The sequence below is a fragment of the Thermus islandicus DSM 21543 genome (assembly GCF_000421625.1).
In the GTDB taxonomy this organism is placed as follows: domain Bacteria; phylum Deinococcota; class Deinococci; order Deinococcales; family Thermaceae; genus Thermus; species Thermus islandicus.
On the sequence record NZ_ATXJ01000001.1, the window covers coordinates 308,603 to 325,371 of the forward strand.

Below are 16,769 nucleotides of genomic sequence, written 5' to 3' on the forward strand. Positions count from 1 at the left end.
CCACGCGGCGCTATGTGGCCCGGGCCCGCGCGGTTTGGCCCCAGGCCGAGGAGGTGGTCCTCCCTGGGGCCGACCATTTCACCACGCCTTCCCGTCCGGAGTTCGCGGGGGCCGTCCTGGCGTTCCTGCGCCGCGCCCGCCAGGGGGCCTTGCCCGAGGGGGCAGGGAGATGAGGGCCTCCTGGCGGTGGGAAATCCTGCTCCTCGCCTGCCTCCCGGCCTGCGCCCCAGGCCCTCTCCGGGAGCTGGCCCCCTGGGGGCAAGAGGCCCCCTTCGTGGGCCTCAACTACTGGAAGGAGGCCCCTCCCCCGATGGCGGTGGAGCGGGTCCGGGAGCTGGGGGTGGGGTGGCTCCGGGCGGGGGGGCACTACCAGGACGAGCGGCCTTGGACCCCCGCCGAGCTCCTGCGGCTCAAGGCCTTCTTGGAGGGCTCGGGGATCCCCCAGGCCGTGGTCCAGCTTCCCCTCCTGGCCCACCGGGAGGCTCCCGAAGAGGTAGGGCAGGAGGCCCGGCAGGTCCTGGCCTACCTGCGCCCCCGGGCCTTCCTCATCGGAAACGAGCCCGACCTCTACCCGAGGCAAGGCTGGACGGGGCTCACCCCGGAGGCCTACGCCGCGGCCTGGCGACGAGTGGCCCTGGCGGTGAGAGCCCTGGCCCCGGGGGTGCCCCTCTGGGGTCCGGAGCTGGCCTCCCTGGAGCACGACGCCTGGCTGGACTCCTTCTTGAAGGTGAACGCGGACCTCCTGGAGGCGGTGACGCTGCACCACTACCCCTTCCAGAGGGCGGAAAGCCCCAAGGCCCTCCTCGAGGCTCCCGAGGCGGCCAGGAAGGCCCTCCAAAGGGTTAGGGAGCGGGTGGGGCGGTGGGTGGCCCGCCCCCTCCCCCTGGTTATAGACGAGTTCAACAGCTCCTGGGACTGGCGGGGGGAGGGCCCCTTCGGGCCTTCTACGCCCTGGAACGCCCTCTACACAGCCCTCGCCCTGGGGACCTATTTGGAGGAAGGCGTCGCGGCTGCCTTTTACTGGAGTCTGTACGATGACGGCCCCCTCTCCCTTTTGGATGCCTCGGCCACACCCCGTCCCGCCTATTTGGCCCTGGAAGCCTTCCGGGGGTACCGCGGCCTGAGGGCTCTGGCCTGCCCCGGAATAAGGGTCTTCCTCCGGCAGGACGAGGAGGCCCTGGTGGAGGTCAACCCTGGGCCGGTGCTGGACCCCGGGGCCTGCACCCCGCCCGCAGCCCTTCCGTCCGGAAGGCTCCCGCTTCCGCCCTATGCCCTCTTGGCCCTGGCCCAGGGGAAGGGCTGGCTTTACCTGGCCCCGGAGGGACGGCGTCTGGACCTGCGCTAGCTGCTTCCCCGTTAGGAAACACCTTGGGGCCCCTGGCCGCACGGGGGGGCCTCCGCGTGGCTGCTTCCAGGGGGCTTCAGTCCCCATTCAGGTGCCCCGCTAGCCTGGGAGCTGGGGGCCCCAGCCCATGCCCTCCCCGGGCGGTTCTTCCGGGGTCAGCCCCTTAGGGGCTACCTGGAAGCCCCTCGGATGGAATCGGCGAAAGGGCTACCTTCCGGGGCGCCCTCTGAGGATGGGAGAGCATGGGTCCCATGAAGGCATGGCTTCGGTCCCTTTTCCCCAAGGTAGCTTCGCTGACTTTGGCGGGGCTCGCCCTGGCCACGGGCACCTCGGTGGGCCCCGGGTCAGCCCCCAAGGGGCTAGGTCCGGGGGCTATCCCCGTTACCGGCGAAGCCCAGATCCTGAAACCCCCCCTTCTCCCGGACCCCGCCAAGACTCCCGGGGATGTCCTCACCCAGGACCCCCAGGTGGTCTGCGTCAAGGGGTACAGCCGGCAGGTGCGGAACGTGCCTCCCGCCCTCAAGCGGGCGGTCTACCGGGCCTACGGGATAGAGAAGGCCCCCGGGGAGGATTGGGAAGTGGACCACCTGATCCCCCTAGAGCTTGGGGGCTCCAACTCCGTCCGGAACCTCTGGCCCCAGGCGGGCTTCACCCGGCCCTGGAACTACCACGTGAAGGACCGCCTGGAGAACGCCCTGCACCACCTCGTCTGCCGGGGAGAGCTTCCCCTCCCCCTGGCCCAGAGGGCCATCGCCAAAGACTGGATCGCTACCTTCCGGGTGGTGTGCGGCGACCCAGAAACGGGGTGCCGGGAGTTTGCAGGGCGGCGGCCAGGCACGGGCTTCGGCCGTGGCCGGGGGGCCTTCCACCTCCCACCGTCCTCCCTGGAGCGCCTCCGGCAGATCGCGGCTGGTTCCCCGTTAGGGGAACGCCTTGGTCAGCCCCGCGTCAGCCCCGAAGGGGCTGCCTTGCGGGGCTATCTTGAGGGGACACCGTGAGGCTGAAGCTTGGAGAGTACGAGCTGGAGTACACCCAGGTGGGCCCGGATCTGAGGGCCCGGGAGGCCTCCCCTTCCGAAGCGGAGACGCGGGCCCTTCTCGCCCTCCTCCCCCTCCTTCGCGCGCAGGGGCTCTCGCCCCTTTCCGTGGAGAGCCGGGCCTTTCTCCCCCTCTCGGCGCGGGGGCGCTTCCTCTTCCGGGTAGCGGACGAGCAGGGACGCCCCGGGGAGGTGGAAGGGCGGCTCTACCGGGGGAGGCCCCGGCTGGACTAGGGCCGGCGCCTCAAGCAGCTTCTCCCCCGCGAAGGCCGCCAACCGGAGCCTCTATCGGAAGCCCACCGCCTTGCCCCCGTAACCGAGGTGGAGCATGCCCGAGGAATACGAGAACCCCGCGGAGAAGGCCGAGGAGCTGGTCAAGGAAGCCTTGGACCAGGGCCACGGCGAAAGTCCCCGCTCCGATGCCACCCAGCGCCCCCGGTGGACGGAGTACCTGGCGGTGAGCACGGCCCTCTTTGCCGTGCTGGCGGCGGTGGCTTCGTTGCTCGCAGGGGATACGGCCAACGAGGCCCTGTACAAGTCCAACCTGGCCACCCTCTCCCAGGCCAAGGCCGCGGACACGTGGAGCGAGTTTCAGGCCGACAGCGTGAAGAAGTACCTGCAGGCCACGCACGCCGAGACGCTGACCCTTCTGAAGGCCCCTCCCGATCGGATTGAGGCAGCGCGGAGGGAGGCCGCGAGGCGGCAAAAGGTCCAGGACCGGCTGAGGGAGGAGGCGACGCAACAGGACAGGGAAACCAGGGCTTTGCTAGAGGAGTCCCGAAGGCTCCTGGCCCAGCATCAGGTGTTTGCCCTGGGCCTGACCTTCTTTCAGGTGGCCATTGGCCTTTCCGCCATCGCCGCTCTGTTGCGGAAGCGCTGGGTTTGGTGGGCCAGCCTCCTTTTGGGGGGCTTGGGGTTGCTTCAACTGCTCCGTGGGCTCCTCAAGATGTTTCCCTGACGGGAAAGCAGCAAGGTGGTCCCGTAGCCGCTGCGCGCGCGACCTAAGGGCGGTTTCCGGGTCCCCGCCATGGATGCGCCCCGGGGCTTCAGCCTCCCTTCAGCTTGGCCCCTAGGCTTTCTCCTGGGAGGTGCGCTATGGCGATCGCGAAGAGGCTTTTCGGAGTCCTAGGTGCGTTTGGAGTGGTCCTGGCCGCCATCTCCATCCTTCCGGCCCTGCCCAAGCCCTTGGAGGAGATGAAGAGCTGGCCCCAGGGCACCCAGTTCGCCCTGGTGGACGCCAAGGGCCAGGTGGTTTGGCAGCCCGGCTCGGAGCCCACCCAGGCCGCCCTGGCCAAGGCCGTGGCCCTTAGGATCACCTTGCCCAACGGCACGAGCTACCTGGTGGCGGTCAAGGTGGTGGGCAAGGGGCAGGGCCTGGGCGAGGTCCAGCTCACCGTGGGGGGCAAGACGGTACCCCTGCCGGAGCTTCTGCACGCCAAGGGCTTCGCCCTGGAAGGGGGGAAGCTGGTCCGGCTGAAGGGGTCGGAGGAAGGCGCGGACCAGGGCAAGAAGGCCTCGGAGGGGTCTTCCGGTACGGGCAAGGAAGCCTCCCAGCCCGGGGCTAAGGGCAAGGGCAAGTAGGTCAGGCCACCCTTTCCGGGGCGGGGCGCTCCCCCGCCCCGGGGGCTTTAATCTCACCTTCCTCGGCCCCCCACCCAGAGCTCACGCGTCCGGCTCTTCGGGCCAGCGGCCTGAGCCTCCCGCCCAGGCCGGACGGCACGGCCTCGGAAGACCGGGCTCAAGCGGCCCCTGGCCGCATCCTCCCTCTCTACGGTCTACGGCCCTGGAGGGCGGCCTCAGCCTTCCCGGCGGAAGAGGGGGCCGGAAAGAAGGGCAGAGAGGGCGAAGACGGCCAGGAGGACGAGGACCTCCTTTAGGTGGCCGGTCAGGGCCTCCCCCCGCCAGAGGCCGCGCAGGAGGGTCACAGCCTGGGTCGTGGGAAGTGGGGCGGCAAGCCGCCGCAGGCTTTCCGTCAGGAGCTCTTGGGGGAAGCCTGCCCCGGAGAGGAACAGGGTGGGGAAGAAGAGGAGGAAGCTCACCCCCTGGGCCATGCGGGCGGAGGTGGAGAGGCCCGCGAGAAGAAAACCGAAGGCGAAGAGGGCGAGGGCGACCAAGGCGAAGGCCAGAGCCACGGCCAGGGGACTTCCCCTAAGGTGGAGGCCGTAGAGGTGCGAGGCGGCGAGCACCATGAGGACCGTGCCGCTTGCGGTCAAGGCGAAGAGGGCGAGGCCCTCGGCCAGGAGGAGGGCGAGGGGGGCAACCGGGGTCACCGCCAGGCGGCGCAGGATGCGGCGCTCCCGGTAGACGGCCAGGTGGATGGGCAGGGAGATCATGCCCACGGTGGCCGCGATCAGGACCAGATAACCGGGGATCGCGAGGTCCAGGACCCCCAGGCCCGTGCGGGGGTCGGGCCGGTTGCCGTAGAGGCTGCCGAAGAAGAGGACCAGCATGAGGGGGTAGGCCAGGACGAAGAAGGCCGCCCAGGGGTTGCGGAGATAAAGCTTGAACTCCACCCAGAAAAGCATGCCGATGCCGCGCATCCCTATCCCTCCTCCCTCTCGCTCTGGCCCCGGAGGGGTCGGCCGGTCAGGGCCAGGAACACCTCCTCCAGGGTGGGGCGCTCCAGGGTGAGCCCCGCAAGGGGGATCCCCCGGGCGGTCAAGGCCTGGAGCACCCCGCCCAGGGCCGCCTCGTCCGCCAGGACCACGGCCACCTGCCCTTCGGCCGGGCCCACCTCCAGCACCCCGGGCAGGCCGCAGAGCCACGCCCAGTCCTCCCCGGGCCGGGCCTCGAGGCGCAGGCGCACCGGACCGGCGAAGCGGCGCACCAGCTCCGCCGGGGTTCCTTGGGCCACCAGCCGGCCCTCGAGGAGGATGGCCACCCGGTCGCAGAGGGCCTCGGCCTCCCCCATCTGGTGCGTGGTGAGGAGGACGGCCTTGCCCTCCCCGCGGAGCTCCCGGATGAGGGCAAAGACCGCGCGCCGGCCCTGGGGGTCTAGGCCGGTGGTCAGCTCGTCCAGGAACAGGGCCTTGGGGTCGTGGAGCAGGGCCAAGGCCAGAAAGAGGCGTTGCTTCTGCCCCCCGGAGAGCCGGGCGAAGGGGGTACGGACCTCCTGCACGAGGCCCAGGGCCTCCAGGAGGGGCCCCACCTCCCGGGTCCTGGGGTAAAAGGAGGCGAAGAGGGCCACGGCCTCCCCTACCCTGAGCCCGTCGGGCAGGACGGATTCCTGGAGCTGCACCCCCACCTCCTGGGCCAAGGCCACGCGCTCGCGCCAGGGGTCACGCCCAAGCACCGAAATCCGCCCCCCATCGGGGCGGCGCAGGCCGACCAGGCACTCCAGGGCGGTGGTCTTTCCGGCCCCGTTGGGGCCCAAAAGCCCGAACACCTCCCCGGGCCCCACCGCGAAGGAAAGGTCGTCCAAGGCTACCTTGGCCCCGTAGGCCTTGCGGAGCCCCTCAACGTGGATGGCCGGCTCCATCCCCCACCTCCTCTCCCCGCCCCTCAGGCCCGTTCAGGTCCGGGGCCAGGATGGCCCGAAGGGCGGCCAGGTGCTCGGCGAAGGCGTGCTGCCCCAGGGGGGTGAGGGCAAGGTAGGTGCGGGGCTTGCGGCCTACGAAGGCCTTGCGGGAGCGCACGTAGCCCGCCTCCTCCAGCTTGAGGAGGTGGGCGCCCAGGTTACCGTCCGTGAGGCCCAAAAGCTCCCGGAGGTAGGCGAACTCTACCTCGGCGCCAGGAGCCAGGGCGCTTAAGGCAGCCATGATGCGCAGCCGGGTGGGCTGGTGGATGAGCTCGTTGAGAGCGCTCATGGCCGGAAGGCGATCCAGAGGTAGAGGCCCGTGCCGAGCAGGGCGCCACCCCCGAGGGCGGCCATGAGCCAGGCGTAGTAGGTGGGGGCAAGCCATCCCCCGAGGAGGGCCAGGGCCGTGAGGAAGAGGCCCAGGAAGGCCTGGCCCCGCCAGAGCCAGAGCCCTTGGACCACGTACCCCGCCATGAGCCCCACCACCAGGAACATGCTGCCCTGGACGGGGCTTGTGGGGTGGGCGAGGAAGAGGAGGAGGGCCAGATAGGTAGCGAAGGCCACCCAGGACCAGAAGAGCCTGAGGCCGTCCGGATGGGAGACGCGGCGGAAGTGCTGCCGGCCCAGGGCGACGCAGGCGAGGAGGGCGAGGAGGTCCAAAACCCACCAAAGGGGACCTGCTAAGGAGGGGTAGAGGGCGCTTGCGGCAAAACCCACGGCCCAGACCGCCCCCCAGATCATGGCGAAGGGGGCGAAGGCGTCCCGGAGTAGGGCTCGCCGTACCCTCTCCCGGGTGCGGTGGGCAAGATCCAGGGCCTGGTGGGGATCCTCCAGCTGCGAGGGCGCTTCCCTGTTCATAGAGTCCTCTGTGGTATAGAGTACTCCCATCCCCCCAGGGCGTCAACCCCGGGCCCGGAGCGGCCTTCCCCTAGAGGCGGAAGAATTCGGGGGGAAGGAGCGCCCTGAGGGCCATCCTCCCGGGCCCCGGCCTCCCCTCAAGCCAGGCGACCCCGCCCTTCTTCAGGAGGAAGCGCCCCTCCAGGGAGTCCTGCACCGAGGCCCCCAGGAGGAGCCCCACCAGAAGGGCCGTGAGGTAGGGCTCGTGCCCTACCAGGGCCACGCGGCCCTCCTTGGGGATCTCCGCCAGGAGCGCTTCCCCCGGGGGCTGGGCCAGGAGGGGCGTGACCCGGGTCCCTCCCTTGGCGAGCTCGGCCAAAAGCTCCGCCGTCTCCAGGGCCCGGCGCTTGGGGCTCGTCAGGACCAGGTCCAGGCTCACCCCCAGGGCCTTTAGGCCCCGCACCACCTTGCGGAAGCGCCGGATGCCCTTCGCCGTCAGGGGCCTGGCGGCATCCGCTTCCTCCCCGGCCCCTTCCGGGAGAGGCGCAGCTAGGGCGTGGCGCACCAGAAAGAGCTCCATCTTATCCCTCCCAGGCCACCTCCAGGCCCAGCCCAAAGGCCTCCCGAAAGAGCCCCTCCTGCTTCTCTGCCTCCAGGCGGTCCACCCAGGGGTCCTCGGAGGCCTTCAGGACCAGGCGCACCCTTTCCCCCACCTCCACCTCTACCCCCCGCACCCGGCCCGAGCGGGTGCGCTCCAGCATCTCCGCGAGGCGCAGGAGGGTGGCCAAGCGTTTGAGGCGTTTCCGGTCCCCCCTCTGGAAGAGGACCTGGTAGGCCCCGGCCTCCGGCTTTCCCCGCCGGTGGTAGCGCACGGGGAGGGCCAGCAGGGCCTGCTCCCGGTGGGTGCAGCCAAAGAGGGGCTCGGCCAGGACCAGATAGGCCCCGTGCTTGTGGTGCTCGCGGTAGCCGAGGCGCATGCCGATATCGTGGAGGTGGGCCGCCTCCAGGAGAAGCCTCTGCTCCTCCGCCCCGTAGCCGTGGAGGGGCTCAAGCCCCTGGAAGAGGCCCAGGGCCAGGGCCTTTACCCTTTCCCGGTGGGCCTCGGAGAAGGGGTAGCGGAGAAAGAGGTTCTCCACGGCGAAGGCCCGGGGGTCCTCGAGGAGGTGCGGCCTAGGGAGGAGGCGGGTGAAGAGGGCCCCCTCCCGGATCCCCACCCCGCTCACCCAAAACCCCTGGGCCCGGGCCCGGTCCGGCTGGAGCCCTGGAAGCTCTGCCCGGGCCCGGAGGGGCAGGGGGAGGAGCTCCTCATAGAGCTCCTCCACCCCCTCCCTGGGCAGGTAATAGCCGTGGAGGAGGTCCAGGGGGTATCCCCGGCGCCTCTGGTGCAGGCGGGCGAGGGCGCGCAGGTTCCCCCCCAGGCCCACCAGGGGAAGGCCCGGCTCCAGGGGGAGGGCCCGGAGGCGGCGGGCCACCTCCCTTTCCAGGGCCCTGACCTCCCCCTTGGCCGGGGGGTCTGAGGGGAGAAAGGCCTCGGTCAGGCGCAAGGCCCCGAGGGGCAAAGCCCTGCCCCAGAGGAGGTGGCGGTCGCTGAGGAGGGAGACTTGGGCGCTTCCGCCCCCCTGGTCCACCACCAGGGCCTCGGGGAGGGGCAGGGCGTTGGCCACCGCCAACGCCCCGAGCCCGGCCTCCTCCTCCCCGGAGAGGACCCGGAGGGGAAGGCCGAGCCTCCGGGCCTCTTCCAGGATCTCGAGGCCCACCCCAAGGGGCGGGTGATCCTCAAGTGCAACCACCTCACCGACCCGGCGCTCCTCGAGGCCTTGGTCCAGGCCGCGGAAAAGGGGGCCCGGGTGGACCTCCTGGTGCGGAGCACCCTCTCCCTTCTCCACCCCGCCTTCCGCGCGCAAAGCCTCGTGGGGCGCTTTCTGGAACACGCACGGGTGGCGGCCTTCCGCCGGGGAGGGGCCTGGGAGGTCTACCTCACCAGCGCCGACCTCATGCCCCGCAACTTCCAGAACCGCTTTGAGCTCCTCTTTCCCGTCCTGGACAGGGAAGCCCGGGGGAAGGTCCTGAAGGCCCTTAAGCGGTAGCTCAAGGACGACCGCAACAGCTTTCTCCTCACCCCCCAAGGGGAAAAAGAGCTATGGCAGGGCAAGCGCGACGCCCACCGCCCCTGAGGGGACCCCTCCGGAAAGAGGGGTGGCCCGTGGGGTAGAGTAGGGGTGAGGAGGTACCCATGCGCCACACCTTGGGTGAGATGCCTGCGGAGGCCCTGATCGGCGGGACCTGGCGGCCCCTACAGGAGCGCTTCCCCGTGGTCTCCCCGGCCACGGGGGAGAGGGTGGCCGAGGTGGCGGACTGCGGGGAGAAAGAGGCAAAGGAGGCCCTAGAGGAGGCAGTGGCGGCCTTCCTCCTCTGGAGCCGCGCCACGGCCTATGAAAGGGCCCGGGTCCTGAGGCGCTGGTACGAGCGCATCCTGGAGCACCAGGAGCCCCTGGCCCAGCTCATGGCCCTGGAGATGGGGAAGCCCCTCAAGGAGGGAAGGGCCGAGGTGGCCTACGCCGCGGGCTTCGTGGAGTGGTACGCCGAGGAGGCGAAGCGGATCTATGGGGAAACGGTCCCCTCCCAGTTCCCCCACAAGAGGCTCCTGGTGCGCTACGAGCCGGTGGGGCCGGTCTACGGCATCACCCCCTGGAACTTCCCCGCGGCCATGGTGACGCGAAAGGTGGCCCCGGCCCTGGCGGCGGGGTGCACCTTCGTGCTGAAGCCCGCGGAGGAGAGCCCCCTCACCGCCCTCTACCTGGCGCGGCTCTTCCTGGAGGCGGGGGGGCCCCCGGGGGTCTTCCAGGTGCTGCCCACCTCGAGGCCCGAGGAGGTGTCCCGGCCCTTCCTGGAGGACGAAAGGATCCGCAAGCTCACCTTCACGGGCAGCACCGAGGTGGGGGTCAGGCTCTACGAGAAGGCGGCGCGAACCTTAAAGCGGGTCTCCATGGAGCTTGGGGGCGGGGCACCCGTCTTGGTCTTCGCCGACGCCGACCTGGAAAAGGCGGTGGAGGAGACCCTTAGGGCCAAGTTCCGGAACGCCGGGGAGAGCTGCGTGGCGGCGAACCGGATCTTCGTGGAGGCCCCCATCGCCGAGGCCTTCGCCGAGGCCTATGCCAGGAGGGCCTCCGCCCTACGGGTGGGGGACCCCCTTTCCGAGGAGACGGACATCGGCCCCCTGGTGAACGAGGCGGCCCTAAGGAAGGTCCACGCCCACGTGGAGGACGCCCTCTCCCGGGGGGCGAGGCTCGTGGCGGGAGGGGAGGCCAAGGGGCTCTTCTTCGCCCCCACGGTGCTTTTAGACGTGAAGCCGGAAAGCCTCCTTTTCCGGGAGGAGACCTTCGGCCCGGTGGCGCCCCTCACCGTGTTCCGGGAGGAGGCGGAGGCGGTGCGGTGGGCCAACGGCTTCCCGGTGGGGCTTGCCGCCTACGTTTTCACCCGGGACCTCTCCCGGGCCTTCCGGGTGGCGGAGGCCCTGGAGTACGGGATCGTGGGGGTGAACGACGGGGTGCCCTCCACGCCCCAAGCCCCCTTCGGCGGGAGGAAATGGTCGGGCCTGGGGCGGGAAGGGGGGAAGTGGGGCCTAGAGGAGTACCTGGAGGTCAAGTACGTCTCCCTGGGGCTTTAGAAGGAAGGAGGTCGGGACGAGGGCCCTCCCTGCCTTCTCCACTCCACCAAAGTACCCTTGACGATACCCCTCACCTGAAGAACGGGGCCACAAGGTACGGGCTTCGCCCGTGACCCCGGAGGCTACCGTAGGGGTGGGCTCCCGGGAGCCTTTGGGGGATATGTGCCCATGCGGGTAATGAACAAGCGAGGCCTAGGCAAGATCCAGGCTTACGCCCACGACTTTCCGCTGGGCCGTCCTTCCTGGCAACGCCCGGAAGACCTGGGGGGGAAGATTGGAAACAACCCATCCTCAGCCTTGGCGGAGCAAGGCTTCCCGTGGGTCCAGTTGAGGGTTGACAGGTCTTTCCTTGGCCTCTAAAGTGAAGGCGGTATGGTTGCCGTGAAGGCCGAACGGCCTCCAAGTTCCTAGAATGCCGGGCGCGGGTGCCTCCCCGCCCGGCGGAAGGAGGTGCCTGTGCGCCCGGTGGTTTTGCTTCCCCGACCCAACCGCTACGACCTCTTGGCGGGCCTTGTGGCCGTGGCCCTTCTGGGAGGCTTCCTCTTGGCCTCCCGCGAGGCGGTGGGGCCTTACCGGCCCGTGCCGATTTCTATAGACCCCGTCCACCTTCCGGAGTACACCCTCAGGACCGCCTTTCGCATGGAGCTCGGCCTCCTTCTCTCCACCCTCTTTGCCCTGGGCTACGCTCCCTTGGCGGCCAAGACGCGCCTCGAGCCCTTTCTCGTGGCCCTTCTTGACCTCCTCCAGTCGGTCCCTGTCCTGGGCTTCGTGGCGGCAAGCCTGGGTGCCCTTTCCACCCTCTTTCCCGGCAAGGCCCTGGGGTATGAGCTGGCCTCGGTGTTTGCCGTCTTTACCTCCCAGGCCTGGAACATGGCCTTTAGCTTCTACCAGTCCCTCAAGACCCTGCCCCGGGAACTGGACGAGGCCGCCCGGCTCTACCACCTCCGCCCTTTGCAACGCTTCCTGCGCCTAGAGCTCCCCTTCGCCCTTCCCGGCCTCGTGTGGAACGCGATGTTGTCCATGTCCGGAGGCTGGTTTTTCGTGGTGGCCTCGGAAGCCATCAGCGTGGGGAAGACCGAGGTGGACCTGCCGGGGGTGGGTTCCTACCTGGCCCGGGCCTTGGCGGAGGAAAACCTTCGGGCCATGGCCTATGCCATCCTGGCCATGCTCCTCACCCTCCTCCTTTACGACCAGCTCCTCTTCCGGCCCCTGGTGGCCTGGAGCGAGCGCTTCAAGTACGAGGAGCGCCCGGGGGAATACCCGGCCAAAAGCTGGGTCTTGGACCTCCTCCGGCGCACCCGGGCCGCGAAGCGCCTAGGGGAAGGGGTTTGGGAGGCCCTTCTGGAGCGGGCCTTGGCCTGGAAGGGCCCGCAGGGGGTGGGAGGCCTAAGGGCCCTTTCCTGGACCCCTCCCGTCTTCCTAGGACTCCTGGGGGTCCTGGGCCTATGGAGCTTGGCAAGACTCCTTTTACCCCTGGGGGTAGGGGAGTGGCTTCGGGCGCTCGGGCTAGGCTTTCTGACCTTTTTGCGGGTCATGGGTATCCTCCTACTGGCGACCCTTCTCTGGGTGCCCGTGGGCGTTCTTCTGGGCCTAAGGCCCGCGCTGGCGGTCCGGGTGCAGGCCCTCATCCAGTTCCTGGCCGCCTTCCCCGCCAACCTCTTCTACCCCTTCGCCGCCTACCTCCTCCTGCGCTATGGGCTCTCCCTCGAGGTCTTCTCGGCCTTTCTCATGGTCCTCGGCACCCAGTGGTACCTCCTTTTCAACGTAGCGGCGGGGGCCATGGCCCTTCCGGGGGACCTCCTCGAGGCGGCCAAGGCCTACGGCCTCAAGGGGAGCCTGCTCTGGCGCAGGCTCCTCCTGCCTGGGGTTTTCCCCTTCTTGGTGACCGGACTGGTGACCGCCAGTGGAAACGCGTGGAACACGTCCATCGTAGCTGAGGTGTTGCGCTGGGGGCCCACCCGCCTGGAGGCCACAGGGCTCGGGGCCTACATCACCCGGGCCACGGAGGCGGGGGATGAAGGGCGGCTTCTCCTCGGCATCCTGGTGATGAGCCTCTGGGTCCTCACGGTGAACCGCCTCCTCTGGCGGAGGCTCTACCGGCTTGCCGAGGAAAGGTTCCGGCTTTAGGAGGCAGGCGATGGCGCTTTTAGAAGCCCGGGACTTGAGGAAAGCCTACAAGGCGGGGGATGGGGAGCACCTGGTCCTGGCCGGGGTGAACCTGGAGCTTCGGGAGGGGGAGATCGTGGCCCTCTTGGGCCGCTCAGGGGGCGGAAAGAGCACCCTTTTGCGCATCCTGGCGGGGCTGATTCCGCCGGACGGCGGGGAGGTGCGCTTTAAGGGAAAAAAGGTGGAGGGCCCGGTGGAGGGGATGGCCATGGTCTTCCAGACCTTCGCCCTCTTCCCCTGGCTCACGGTGCTGGAGAACGTGGCCCTCGGCCTCGAGGCCCGCGGGCTCCCCAAGGCGGAAAGGGAGCGGAGGGCCAGGGAGGCCATCGCCATGATCGGGCTGGAGGGCTTTGAGAAGGCCCTCCCCAAGGAGCTCTCCGGGGGTATGCGGCAGCGGGTGGGCTTCGCCCGGGCCTTGGTGGTGGAGCCCGAGGTCCTCCTCATGGACGAACCCTTCTCGGCCCTAGACCCCCTGACCGCCGAGGGGCTTCGGGGGGATTTCCTGGATCTGTGGCAGGGCAAGGAGCTTTCCACCCAAGGCGTCCTCTTGGTGACCCACAACATTGAAGAGGCGGTGGCCCTGGCCGACCGCGTCCTGGTGCTCCAGGGGAGCCCGGCCCGCGTGGGCCGGGAGATCCCCATCGCCCTGCCCCACCCCCGCGACCCCGGCGACCCCCGGTTCCGGGCCCGGGTGGAGGCCATCTACGAGGTTCTGACCCAACGGGAGGAGGTGGAGCGCCGCTTGGAGGAGGAGCTCCTCCGCCTGCCCCAGGCCTCGGTGGGGGCCCTCATCAGCCTGGCCGAGGCCATCGCCCGCCTCGGCGGCCGGGCCGACCTGCCCCTTTTGGCGGAGGAGGAGGGCCTGGAGGTGGACGACCTCTTCCCCCTCCTCGAGGCCCTGGAGCTTCTGGGCTTTGCCCGCGTGGAGCACGGGGACGTGGAGCTCACCCCGGCGGGCCTGGCCCTAGCCAAGGCAGACCTCAAGGGACAAAAGGTCCTCTTTGCTGAACACCTTCTGCGCCATGTGCCCCTCCTCGCCCGACTGCACCAGGCGCTTCTGGAACACCGCCGTCTCCCGGAGGAGTGGGTCCTAAAAAGGCTGGAGAACCACCTTTCCCCCAAGGAGGCGCGGAGGGTCCTGGAGGTCGCCAGGGAATGGGGCCGCTTTGCCGGGCTTTTGGCCTACGACGAGCGAGCGCGGCGCTTCACCCTCCCGAAAGAGGAAGGCTGAGGGGCGAGGTGGCCTAGCGGTTGCGGCTTGAGCGCACCTTGCGGACCCGCTTGGGCACCAGGTGGTCCTTGGGGATCACGCTGATGGTGCCGTCCACCTCGAGGACCGCCGCCAGGACATCCTTGAGGTCCATGAGGCCGTGTTCCCTCAAGGCGGCCATGAGCTCCTCCAGGTCCACCCCCTCCCGCGCCAGGTGCTCGGGGATGGGCTTGCCCTCGTGGACAAGCAGGGTGGGCTCCCCCAGCATTCCCCGCCTCAAGGGGCTCCGGGAGATGAGGCGGTCCAGAAAGAGCAAGAGGACCGCACCCAAAAGCCCGCCCAAGAGGCTGTTGTCCGGCCCGATCATGGCGTTTTGCACCGCGTTGGAAAGAAGGAGGAGGGTGAGGAGGTCCACGGGGCTCATCTGGCCGAGGAGCTTTTTCCCGCTCAGCCTGAGGAAGACCAAGAGAACGGCGTAAACGATCGCCACCCGGATCAGGGTGAAGAGGACGGTGAGGGGATCGCCTAGGGCTTCGCGCAGGTGGGCTTCCATGGGAGAGCCGCCAGGGGAGGCTTGATCCCGCAAAAAGGGAGGGCCGAGGCCCTAGACGAACGGCCTCAGCCCCCAAAGCCCTGGTTAGGGCCTATGCCCTTTCCCGTGTCCACCCTTTCCCGGATGGTCCTCATGCGCTTCGTGTGCCTCGTGGTCTTCGTTGGCGGGGTGGTCCTCCTTCTCGTCAGGAGGGCCAAGGGAGGCGTCCTCGTCCTTCCCGGGCTTTTCCTTGACGATCTTCCCGTCCTTTAGGGTAAAGCCCTTGGCGTGAAGGAGCTCGGGCAAGGGGACATTCCGCCCGTTCACGGAGAGCTTGACCTCGCCCAACCCTGCCCCCTTCCCCTCCACCGTTACCGACACCAGGTACGACCGCCCGTCGGGCAGGGTGATCCGGAGGGCCACCGCCCGTTGCAAAAGGCCCGGGTCCAGGGAAGCCCCCGGCTGCCAGACCACACGCCCGTCCTGGTCCACCAGGGCAAACTGCGTTCCCGCAGGCCAGGACCCGGTCTGAAGGTCCTGAGGCAAACTGGGCACAAGGGCAAGACCGGCCAAGGCAAGCCCGGCGGTCAACACCATGGGAAAAAGCCGCTGGAGCATAGGGTTCACCCCCTCGGTCCAAGGATACCAAAAAAAGCTGAACGCAGGCTGAAGGCAGGGCGCATGGGACTTTGTGGAGAAGCCCTTTTGGGCGGGGTACTTAGCCCCCGCCGAAACGGCCCAGGGTTAGGCCCACCAAAAACACCAGGAAGCCTCCCACGAGGACCTGAACCACCGTACGGCCCAAGGGGCTTCCCATGTAGTGGTAGCGAATATAGGCGATGGCGAGAAGCTCCAGGGCCACCACCGCGTAGGCCAGGGCCAAGGCGGCCTGGATGTGGGGGATGAGGAAGGGCAGGGTGTGGAACATCCCCCCGAGGAACGTGGCGAGGCCCGTGACGCCCCCCCGCAAGACGGGGTGGCCCCTTCCGGTCACCTTGCCGTCATCGGAGAGGGCTTCGGCCAGGCCCATGGAGAGGGCGGCCCCCAGGGCGGCGGCCATGCCTACCAGGAAGGTGGCGTGGGGGCTTTGCGTGAGGCCGGCGGTGGCGAAGAGGGGGGCCAGGGTGGAAACGGAGCCGTCCATGAGGCCGAGAAGGGCCGGCTGGACCACCTGGAGGACGAAGCGCTGGTCCTTCGCGTTGGGGAGGCGGAATCCCATACCCAAGAGTATAGGCCCGGGCTTTCCTTATTGCAAGTAGGTATCGCTTATATTAAGCCCATCAGGCTGAGGACGAGGAGCCCCAAAACCCAAAGGGCCACCAAGGCGTAGAAGGCGTCCCCTTCCAAAAGGAAGAGGATGGCGGCGAGGGCTACCCGGGCCACGGGGGTGAGAAGGAGGAGGAGAAGGCCCAGGCGCACCAGGGCCTCTGGGCGGCCTTGCCAGGCCTCGAGCATCAGGGCGAAGGGGGACCCGCTTTGGGCCCCGGGCGCGGCCTGGAGGATGGCCCCCACGGGGGCAGCCCCGTGAGCCCAAAGCTCCCCAGCTCCCCCGAGGAGCACCAGGAGGGCCGAGAGGAGGACGCCCCCCCGCAGAACCAAGCTCAAAAGGAGGGCCACGCCTCACCCCCGGAGCCCCTGGGCGAGCATCTCCAGGCCCAGGAGGGCAATGACCCCGCTGAAAAGAAGCCTGAGGCTCCGCACCTTGGCCCCGGGCAAAACCCGGGCTCCCAGGAGGGCTCCGAGGAGAACCCCAAGCACCACAGGAAAGGCCAAGTCAGGGTGGATGTAGCCGTGCCGCAGGTAGACCCCGGCCCCGGCCGCCGCCGTCACCCCGATCATGAAGTTGGAGGTGGTGGTGGAAACCTTATAGGGGAGGCCCATGATCCGGTCCATGGCTAGGACCTTCACCGCACCCGAGCCTATGCCCAAAAGCCCCGAGAGAACCCCGGCAAGCCCCATCAGGAGGAAGCCCGGAACGACCCGGCGCACCGCATAGGGGATAGGTCCCCTTGGGCCAGGGTAGGTTCCCTGAAGGCGAAGGCGTACCGCCAGAGGGTCCGAGGGACCGGGGTCGGCCCGGTCCTCCTGCTCCCGATCCCGTAAGCCCAGGTAGGCAGCGTGGAGAAGCACCAGGCCAAAGACGCCCGCCACCACTTGGTGGGGTAGGAGAGCCGTGAGGGTAGCGCCCACCAGGGCCCCCGAGGTGGTGGCCACCTCCAGGAGCATGCCGAGGCGCAGGTTGGTGAACCCCTCCCGCACGTACGCGGCGGCCGCGCCGCTGCTGGTGGCGATCACCGAGACCAGGGAAGCCCCGAGGGCGAGCTTCAGGTCCACGCCGAAGAGGAGGGTAAGCATGGGCACCAGCACCACCCCACCGCCGAGGCCGGTGAGGGCCCCGATAAGCCCGGCCAGGGTGCTCCCCAGGAAGAGGAAGAGGGTAAAGGCCAGGAAGCTCATGT

The 16,769-nt window shown here is 69.1% G+C and carries 21 protein-coding genes; 10 read left to right on the plus strand and 11 right to left on the minus strand.

What is annotated here, in order from left to right:
- Positions 1-14: 14 nt before the first annotated feature.
- The 6 genes from H531_RS14185 to H531_RS0101675 all read left to right on the plus strand — a co-directional run bounded on the left by H531_RS14185 (position 15) and on the right by H531_RS0101675 (position 3,962).
- Complete coding sequence (locus H531_RS14185; protein ID WP_022797624.1) at positions 15-173, plus strand: hypothetical protein; 159 nt, start codon at positions 15-17, stop codon at positions 171-173.
- Complete coding sequence (locus tag H531_RS0101655) at positions 170-1,345, plus strand: GH39 family glycosyl hydrolase (RefSeq protein WP_022797625.1); 1,176 nt, start codon at positions 170-172, stop codon at positions 1,343-1,345. Before H531_RS14185 ends, H531_RS0101655 begins: the two co-directional genes overlap by 4 nt.
- Positions 1,346-1,596: 251 nt before the next feature.
- Positions 1,597-2,343: an HNH endonuclease gene (locus tag H531_RS14595; RefSeq protein ID WP_022797626.1), complete on the plus strand. Its 747-nt coding sequence runs from the start codon at positions 1,597-1,599 to the stop codon at positions 2,341-2,343.
- On the plus strand, positions 2,340-2,615 hold the full coding sequence (locus tag H531_RS0101665) for a hypothetical protein (RefSeq protein ID WP_022797627.1): 276 nt from the start codon (positions 2,340-2,342) through the stop codon (positions 2,613-2,615). Before H531_RS14595 ends, H531_RS0101665 begins: the two co-directional genes overlap by 4 nt.
- Before the next feature lie 94 nt (positions 2,616-2,709).
- Positions 2,710-3,339 (plus strand): DUF4337 family protein, encoded by a 630-nt coding sequence (locus tag H531_RS0101670; RefSeq protein WP_022797628.1) that lies wholly within the window; start codon positions 2,710-2,712, stop codon positions 3,337-3,339.
- A 137-nt stretch (positions 3,340-3,476) separates the two neighbouring features.
- The gene (locus tag H531_RS0101675; protein WP_022797629.1) at positions 3,477-3,962 is read left to right on the plus strand and encodes a hypothetical protein; all 486 of its coding nucleotides are present in this window, start codon (positions 3,477-3,479) and stop codon (positions 3,960-3,962) included.
- Between the two features lie 215 nt (positions 3,963-4,177).
- On the opposite strand, the gene H531_RS12680 is transcribed toward H531_RS0101675, so the two are convergent.
- From H531_RS12680 to H531_RS15065, 6 genes are all read right to left on the minus strand, one after another.
- The gene (locus tag H531_RS12680; RefSeq protein WP_051130678.1) at positions 4,178-4,921 is read right to left on the minus strand and encodes an ABC transporter permease; all 744 of its coding nucleotides are present in this window, start codon (positions 4,919-4,921) and stop codon (positions 4,178-4,180) included.
- A 2-nt stretch (positions 4,922-4,923) separates the two neighbouring features.
- On the minus strand, positions 4,924-5,859 hold the full coding sequence (locus H531_RS0101685; protein WP_022797631.1) for an ABC transporter ATP-binding protein: 936 nt from the start codon (positions 5,857-5,859) through the stop codon (positions 4,924-4,926).
- Complete coding sequence (locus H531_RS12685; protein ID WP_022797632.1) at positions 5,837-6,187, minus strand: winged helix-turn-helix domain-containing protein; 351 nt, start codon at positions 6,185-6,187, stop codon at positions 5,837-5,839. Before H531_RS12685 ends, H531_RS0101685 begins: the two co-directional genes overlap by 23 nt.
- Positions 6,184-6,756, minus strand: coding sequence for a hypothetical protein (locus H531_RS0101695; protein WP_022797633.1), 573 nt, complete (start codon positions 6,754-6,756; stop codon positions 6,184-6,186). The genes H531_RS12685 and H531_RS0101695 overlap by 4 nt, the downstream gene beginning before the upstream one ends.
- A 70-nt stretch (positions 6,757-6,826) precedes the next feature.
- Positions 6,827-7,315: a SixA phosphatase family protein gene (locus H531_RS0101700; protein ID WP_022797634.1), complete on the minus strand. Its 489-nt coding sequence runs from the start codon at positions 7,313-7,315 to the stop codon at positions 6,827-6,829.
- A 1-nt stretch (position 7,316) separates the two neighbouring features.
- The gene (locus H531_RS15065) at positions 7,317-8,492 is read right to left on the minus strand and encodes a Ppx/GppA phosphatase family protein (protein WP_022797635.1); all 1,176 of its coding nucleotides are present in this window, start codon (positions 8,490-8,492) and stop codon (positions 7,317-7,319) included.
- 12 nt (positions 8,493-8,504) lie between these two features.
- Between H531_RS15065 and H531_RS13770 the strand changes: the two genes are divergently transcribed.
- The 4 genes from H531_RS13770 to H531_RS0101725 all read left to right on the plus strand — a co-directional run bounded on the left by H531_RS13770 (position 8,505) and on the right by H531_RS0101725 (position 13,799).
- Positions 8,505-8,822, plus strand: a complete 318-nt coding sequence (locus H531_RS13770) for a hypothetical protein (RefSeq protein ID WP_022797636.1) — start codon at positions 8,505-8,507, stop codon at positions 8,820-8,822.
- A 146-nt stretch (positions 8,823-8,968) separates the two neighbouring features.
- On the plus strand, positions 8,969-10,402 hold the full coding sequence (locus H531_RS0101715) for an NAD-dependent succinate-semialdehyde dehydrogenase (protein WP_022797637.1): 1,434 nt from the start codon (positions 8,969-8,971) through the stop codon (positions 10,400-10,402).
- A gap of 456 nt (positions 10,403-10,858) precedes the next feature.
- Positions 10,859-12,529 (plus strand): ABC transporter permease, encoded by a 1,671-nt coding sequence (locus H531_RS0101720; protein WP_022797638.1) that lies wholly within the window; start codon positions 10,859-10,861, stop codon positions 12,527-12,529.
- Positions 12,530-12,539: 10 nt separating this feature from the next.
- Positions 12,540-13,799 carry an ABC transporter ATP-binding protein gene (locus H531_RS0101725; protein ID WP_022797639.1) on the plus strand — a complete coding sequence of 420 codons (1,260 nt, stop codon included), beginning with the start codon at positions 12,540-12,542 and terminating at the stop codon, positions 13,797-13,799.
- Between the two features lie 13 nt (positions 13,800-13,812).
- Here H531_RS0101725 and H531_RS0101730 read toward each other — a convergent pair whose 3' ends face one another.
- The 5 genes from H531_RS0101730 to H531_RS0101750 all read right to left on the minus strand — a co-directional run bounded on the left by H531_RS0101730 (position 13,813) and on the right by H531_RS0101750 (position 16,767).
- The gene (locus tag H531_RS0101730; protein ID WP_022797640.1) at positions 13,813-14,331 is read right to left on the minus strand and encodes a DUF421 domain-containing protein; all 519 of its coding nucleotides are present in this window, start codon (positions 14,329-14,331) and stop codon (positions 13,813-13,815) included.
- An 84-nt stretch (positions 14,332-14,415) separates the two neighbouring features.
- Positions 14,416-14,928, minus strand: a complete 513-nt coding sequence (locus H531_RS0101735; protein WP_022797641.1) for a hypothetical protein — start codon at positions 14,926-14,928, stop codon at positions 14,416-14,418.
- A gap of 100 nt (positions 14,929-15,028) precedes the next feature.
- A complete protein-coding gene (locus H531_RS0101740) occupies positions 15,029-15,529 on the minus strand; it encodes a VIT1/CCC1 transporter family protein (protein ID WP_022797642.1) in 501 nt (166 codons plus the stop codon).
- Between the two features lie 47 nt (positions 15,530-15,576).
- Positions 15,577-15,927, minus strand: coding sequence for a DUF1634 domain-containing protein (locus tag H531_RS12695; RefSeq protein WP_022797643.1), 351 nt, complete (start codon positions 15,925-15,927; stop codon positions 15,577-15,579).
- A 3-nt stretch (positions 15,928-15,930) separates the two neighbouring features.
- On the minus strand, positions 15,931-16,767 hold the full coding sequence (locus H531_RS0101750) for a sulfite exporter TauE/SafE family protein (RefSeq protein WP_022797644.1): 837 nt from the start codon (positions 16,765-16,767) through the stop codon (positions 15,931-15,933).
- Positions 16,768-16,769: the final 2 nt, after the last annotated feature.

Excerpts from the sequence above, each read along its gene's own strand:
- H531_RS0101670 (WP_022797628.1), top strand. The coding sequence starts at position 2,710 with ATGCCCGAGGAATACGAGAACCCCGCGGAGAAGGCCGAGGAGCTGGTC.
- H531_RS0101695 (WP_022797633.1), bottom strand. The coding sequence starts at position 6,756 with ATGAACAGGGAAGCGCCCTCGCAGCTGGAGGATCCCCACCAGGCCCTG.
- H531_RS0101655 (WP_022797625.1), top strand. The coding sequence starts at position 170 with ATGAGGGCCTCCTGGCGGTGGGAAATCCTGCTCCTCGCCTGCCTCCCG.
- H531_RS0101715 (WP_022797637.1), top strand. The coding sequence starts at position 8,969 with ATGCGCCACACCTTGGGTGAGATGCCTGCGGAGGCCCTGATCGGCGGG.
- H531_RS12685 (WP_022797632.1), bottom strand. The coding sequence starts at position 6,187 with ATGAGCGCTCTCAACGAGCTCATCCACCAGCCCACCCGGCTGCGCATC.
- H531_RS12680 (WP_051130678.1), bottom strand. The coding sequence starts at position 4,921 with ATGCGCGGCATCGGCATGCTTTTCTGGGTGGAGTTCAAGCTTTATCTC.
- H531_RS0101750 (WP_022797644.1), bottom strand. The coding sequence starts at position 16,767 with ATGAGCTTCCTGGCCTTTACCCTCTTCCTCTTCCTGGGGAGCACCCTG.
- H531_RS0101700 (WP_022797634.1), bottom strand. The coding sequence starts at position 7,315 with ATGGAGCTCTTTCTGGTGCGCCACGCCCTAGCTGCGCCTCTCCCGGAA.
- H531_RS0101725 (WP_022797639.1), top strand. The coding sequence starts at position 12,540 with ATGGCGCTTTTAGAAGCCCGGGACTTGAGGAAAGCCTACAAGGCGGGG.
- H531_RS0101740 (WP_022797642.1), bottom strand. The coding sequence starts at position 15,529 with ATGGGATTCCGCCTCCCCAACGCGAAGGACCAGCGCTTCGTCCTCCAG.
- H531_RS0101685 (WP_022797631.1), bottom strand. The coding sequence starts at position 5,859 with ATGGAGCCGGCCATCCACGTTGAGGGGCTCCGCAAGGCCTACGGGGCC.
- H531_RS14595 (WP_022797626.1), top strand. The coding sequence starts at position 1,597 with ATGAAGGCATGGCTTCGGTCCCTTTTCCCCAAGGTAGCTTCGCTGACT.
- H531_RS0101730 (WP_022797640.1), bottom strand. The coding sequence starts at position 14,331 with ATGGAAGCCCACCTGCGCGAAGCCCTAGGCGATCCCCTCACCGTCCTC.
- H531_RS0101675 (WP_022797629.1), top strand. The coding sequence starts at position 3,477 with ATGGCGATCGCGAAGAGGCTTTTCGGAGTCCTAGGTGCGTTTGGAGTG.
- H531_RS0101735 (WP_022797641.1), bottom strand. The coding sequence starts at position 14,928 with ATGCTCCAGCGGCTTTTTCCCATGGTGTTGACCGCCGGGCTTGCCTTG.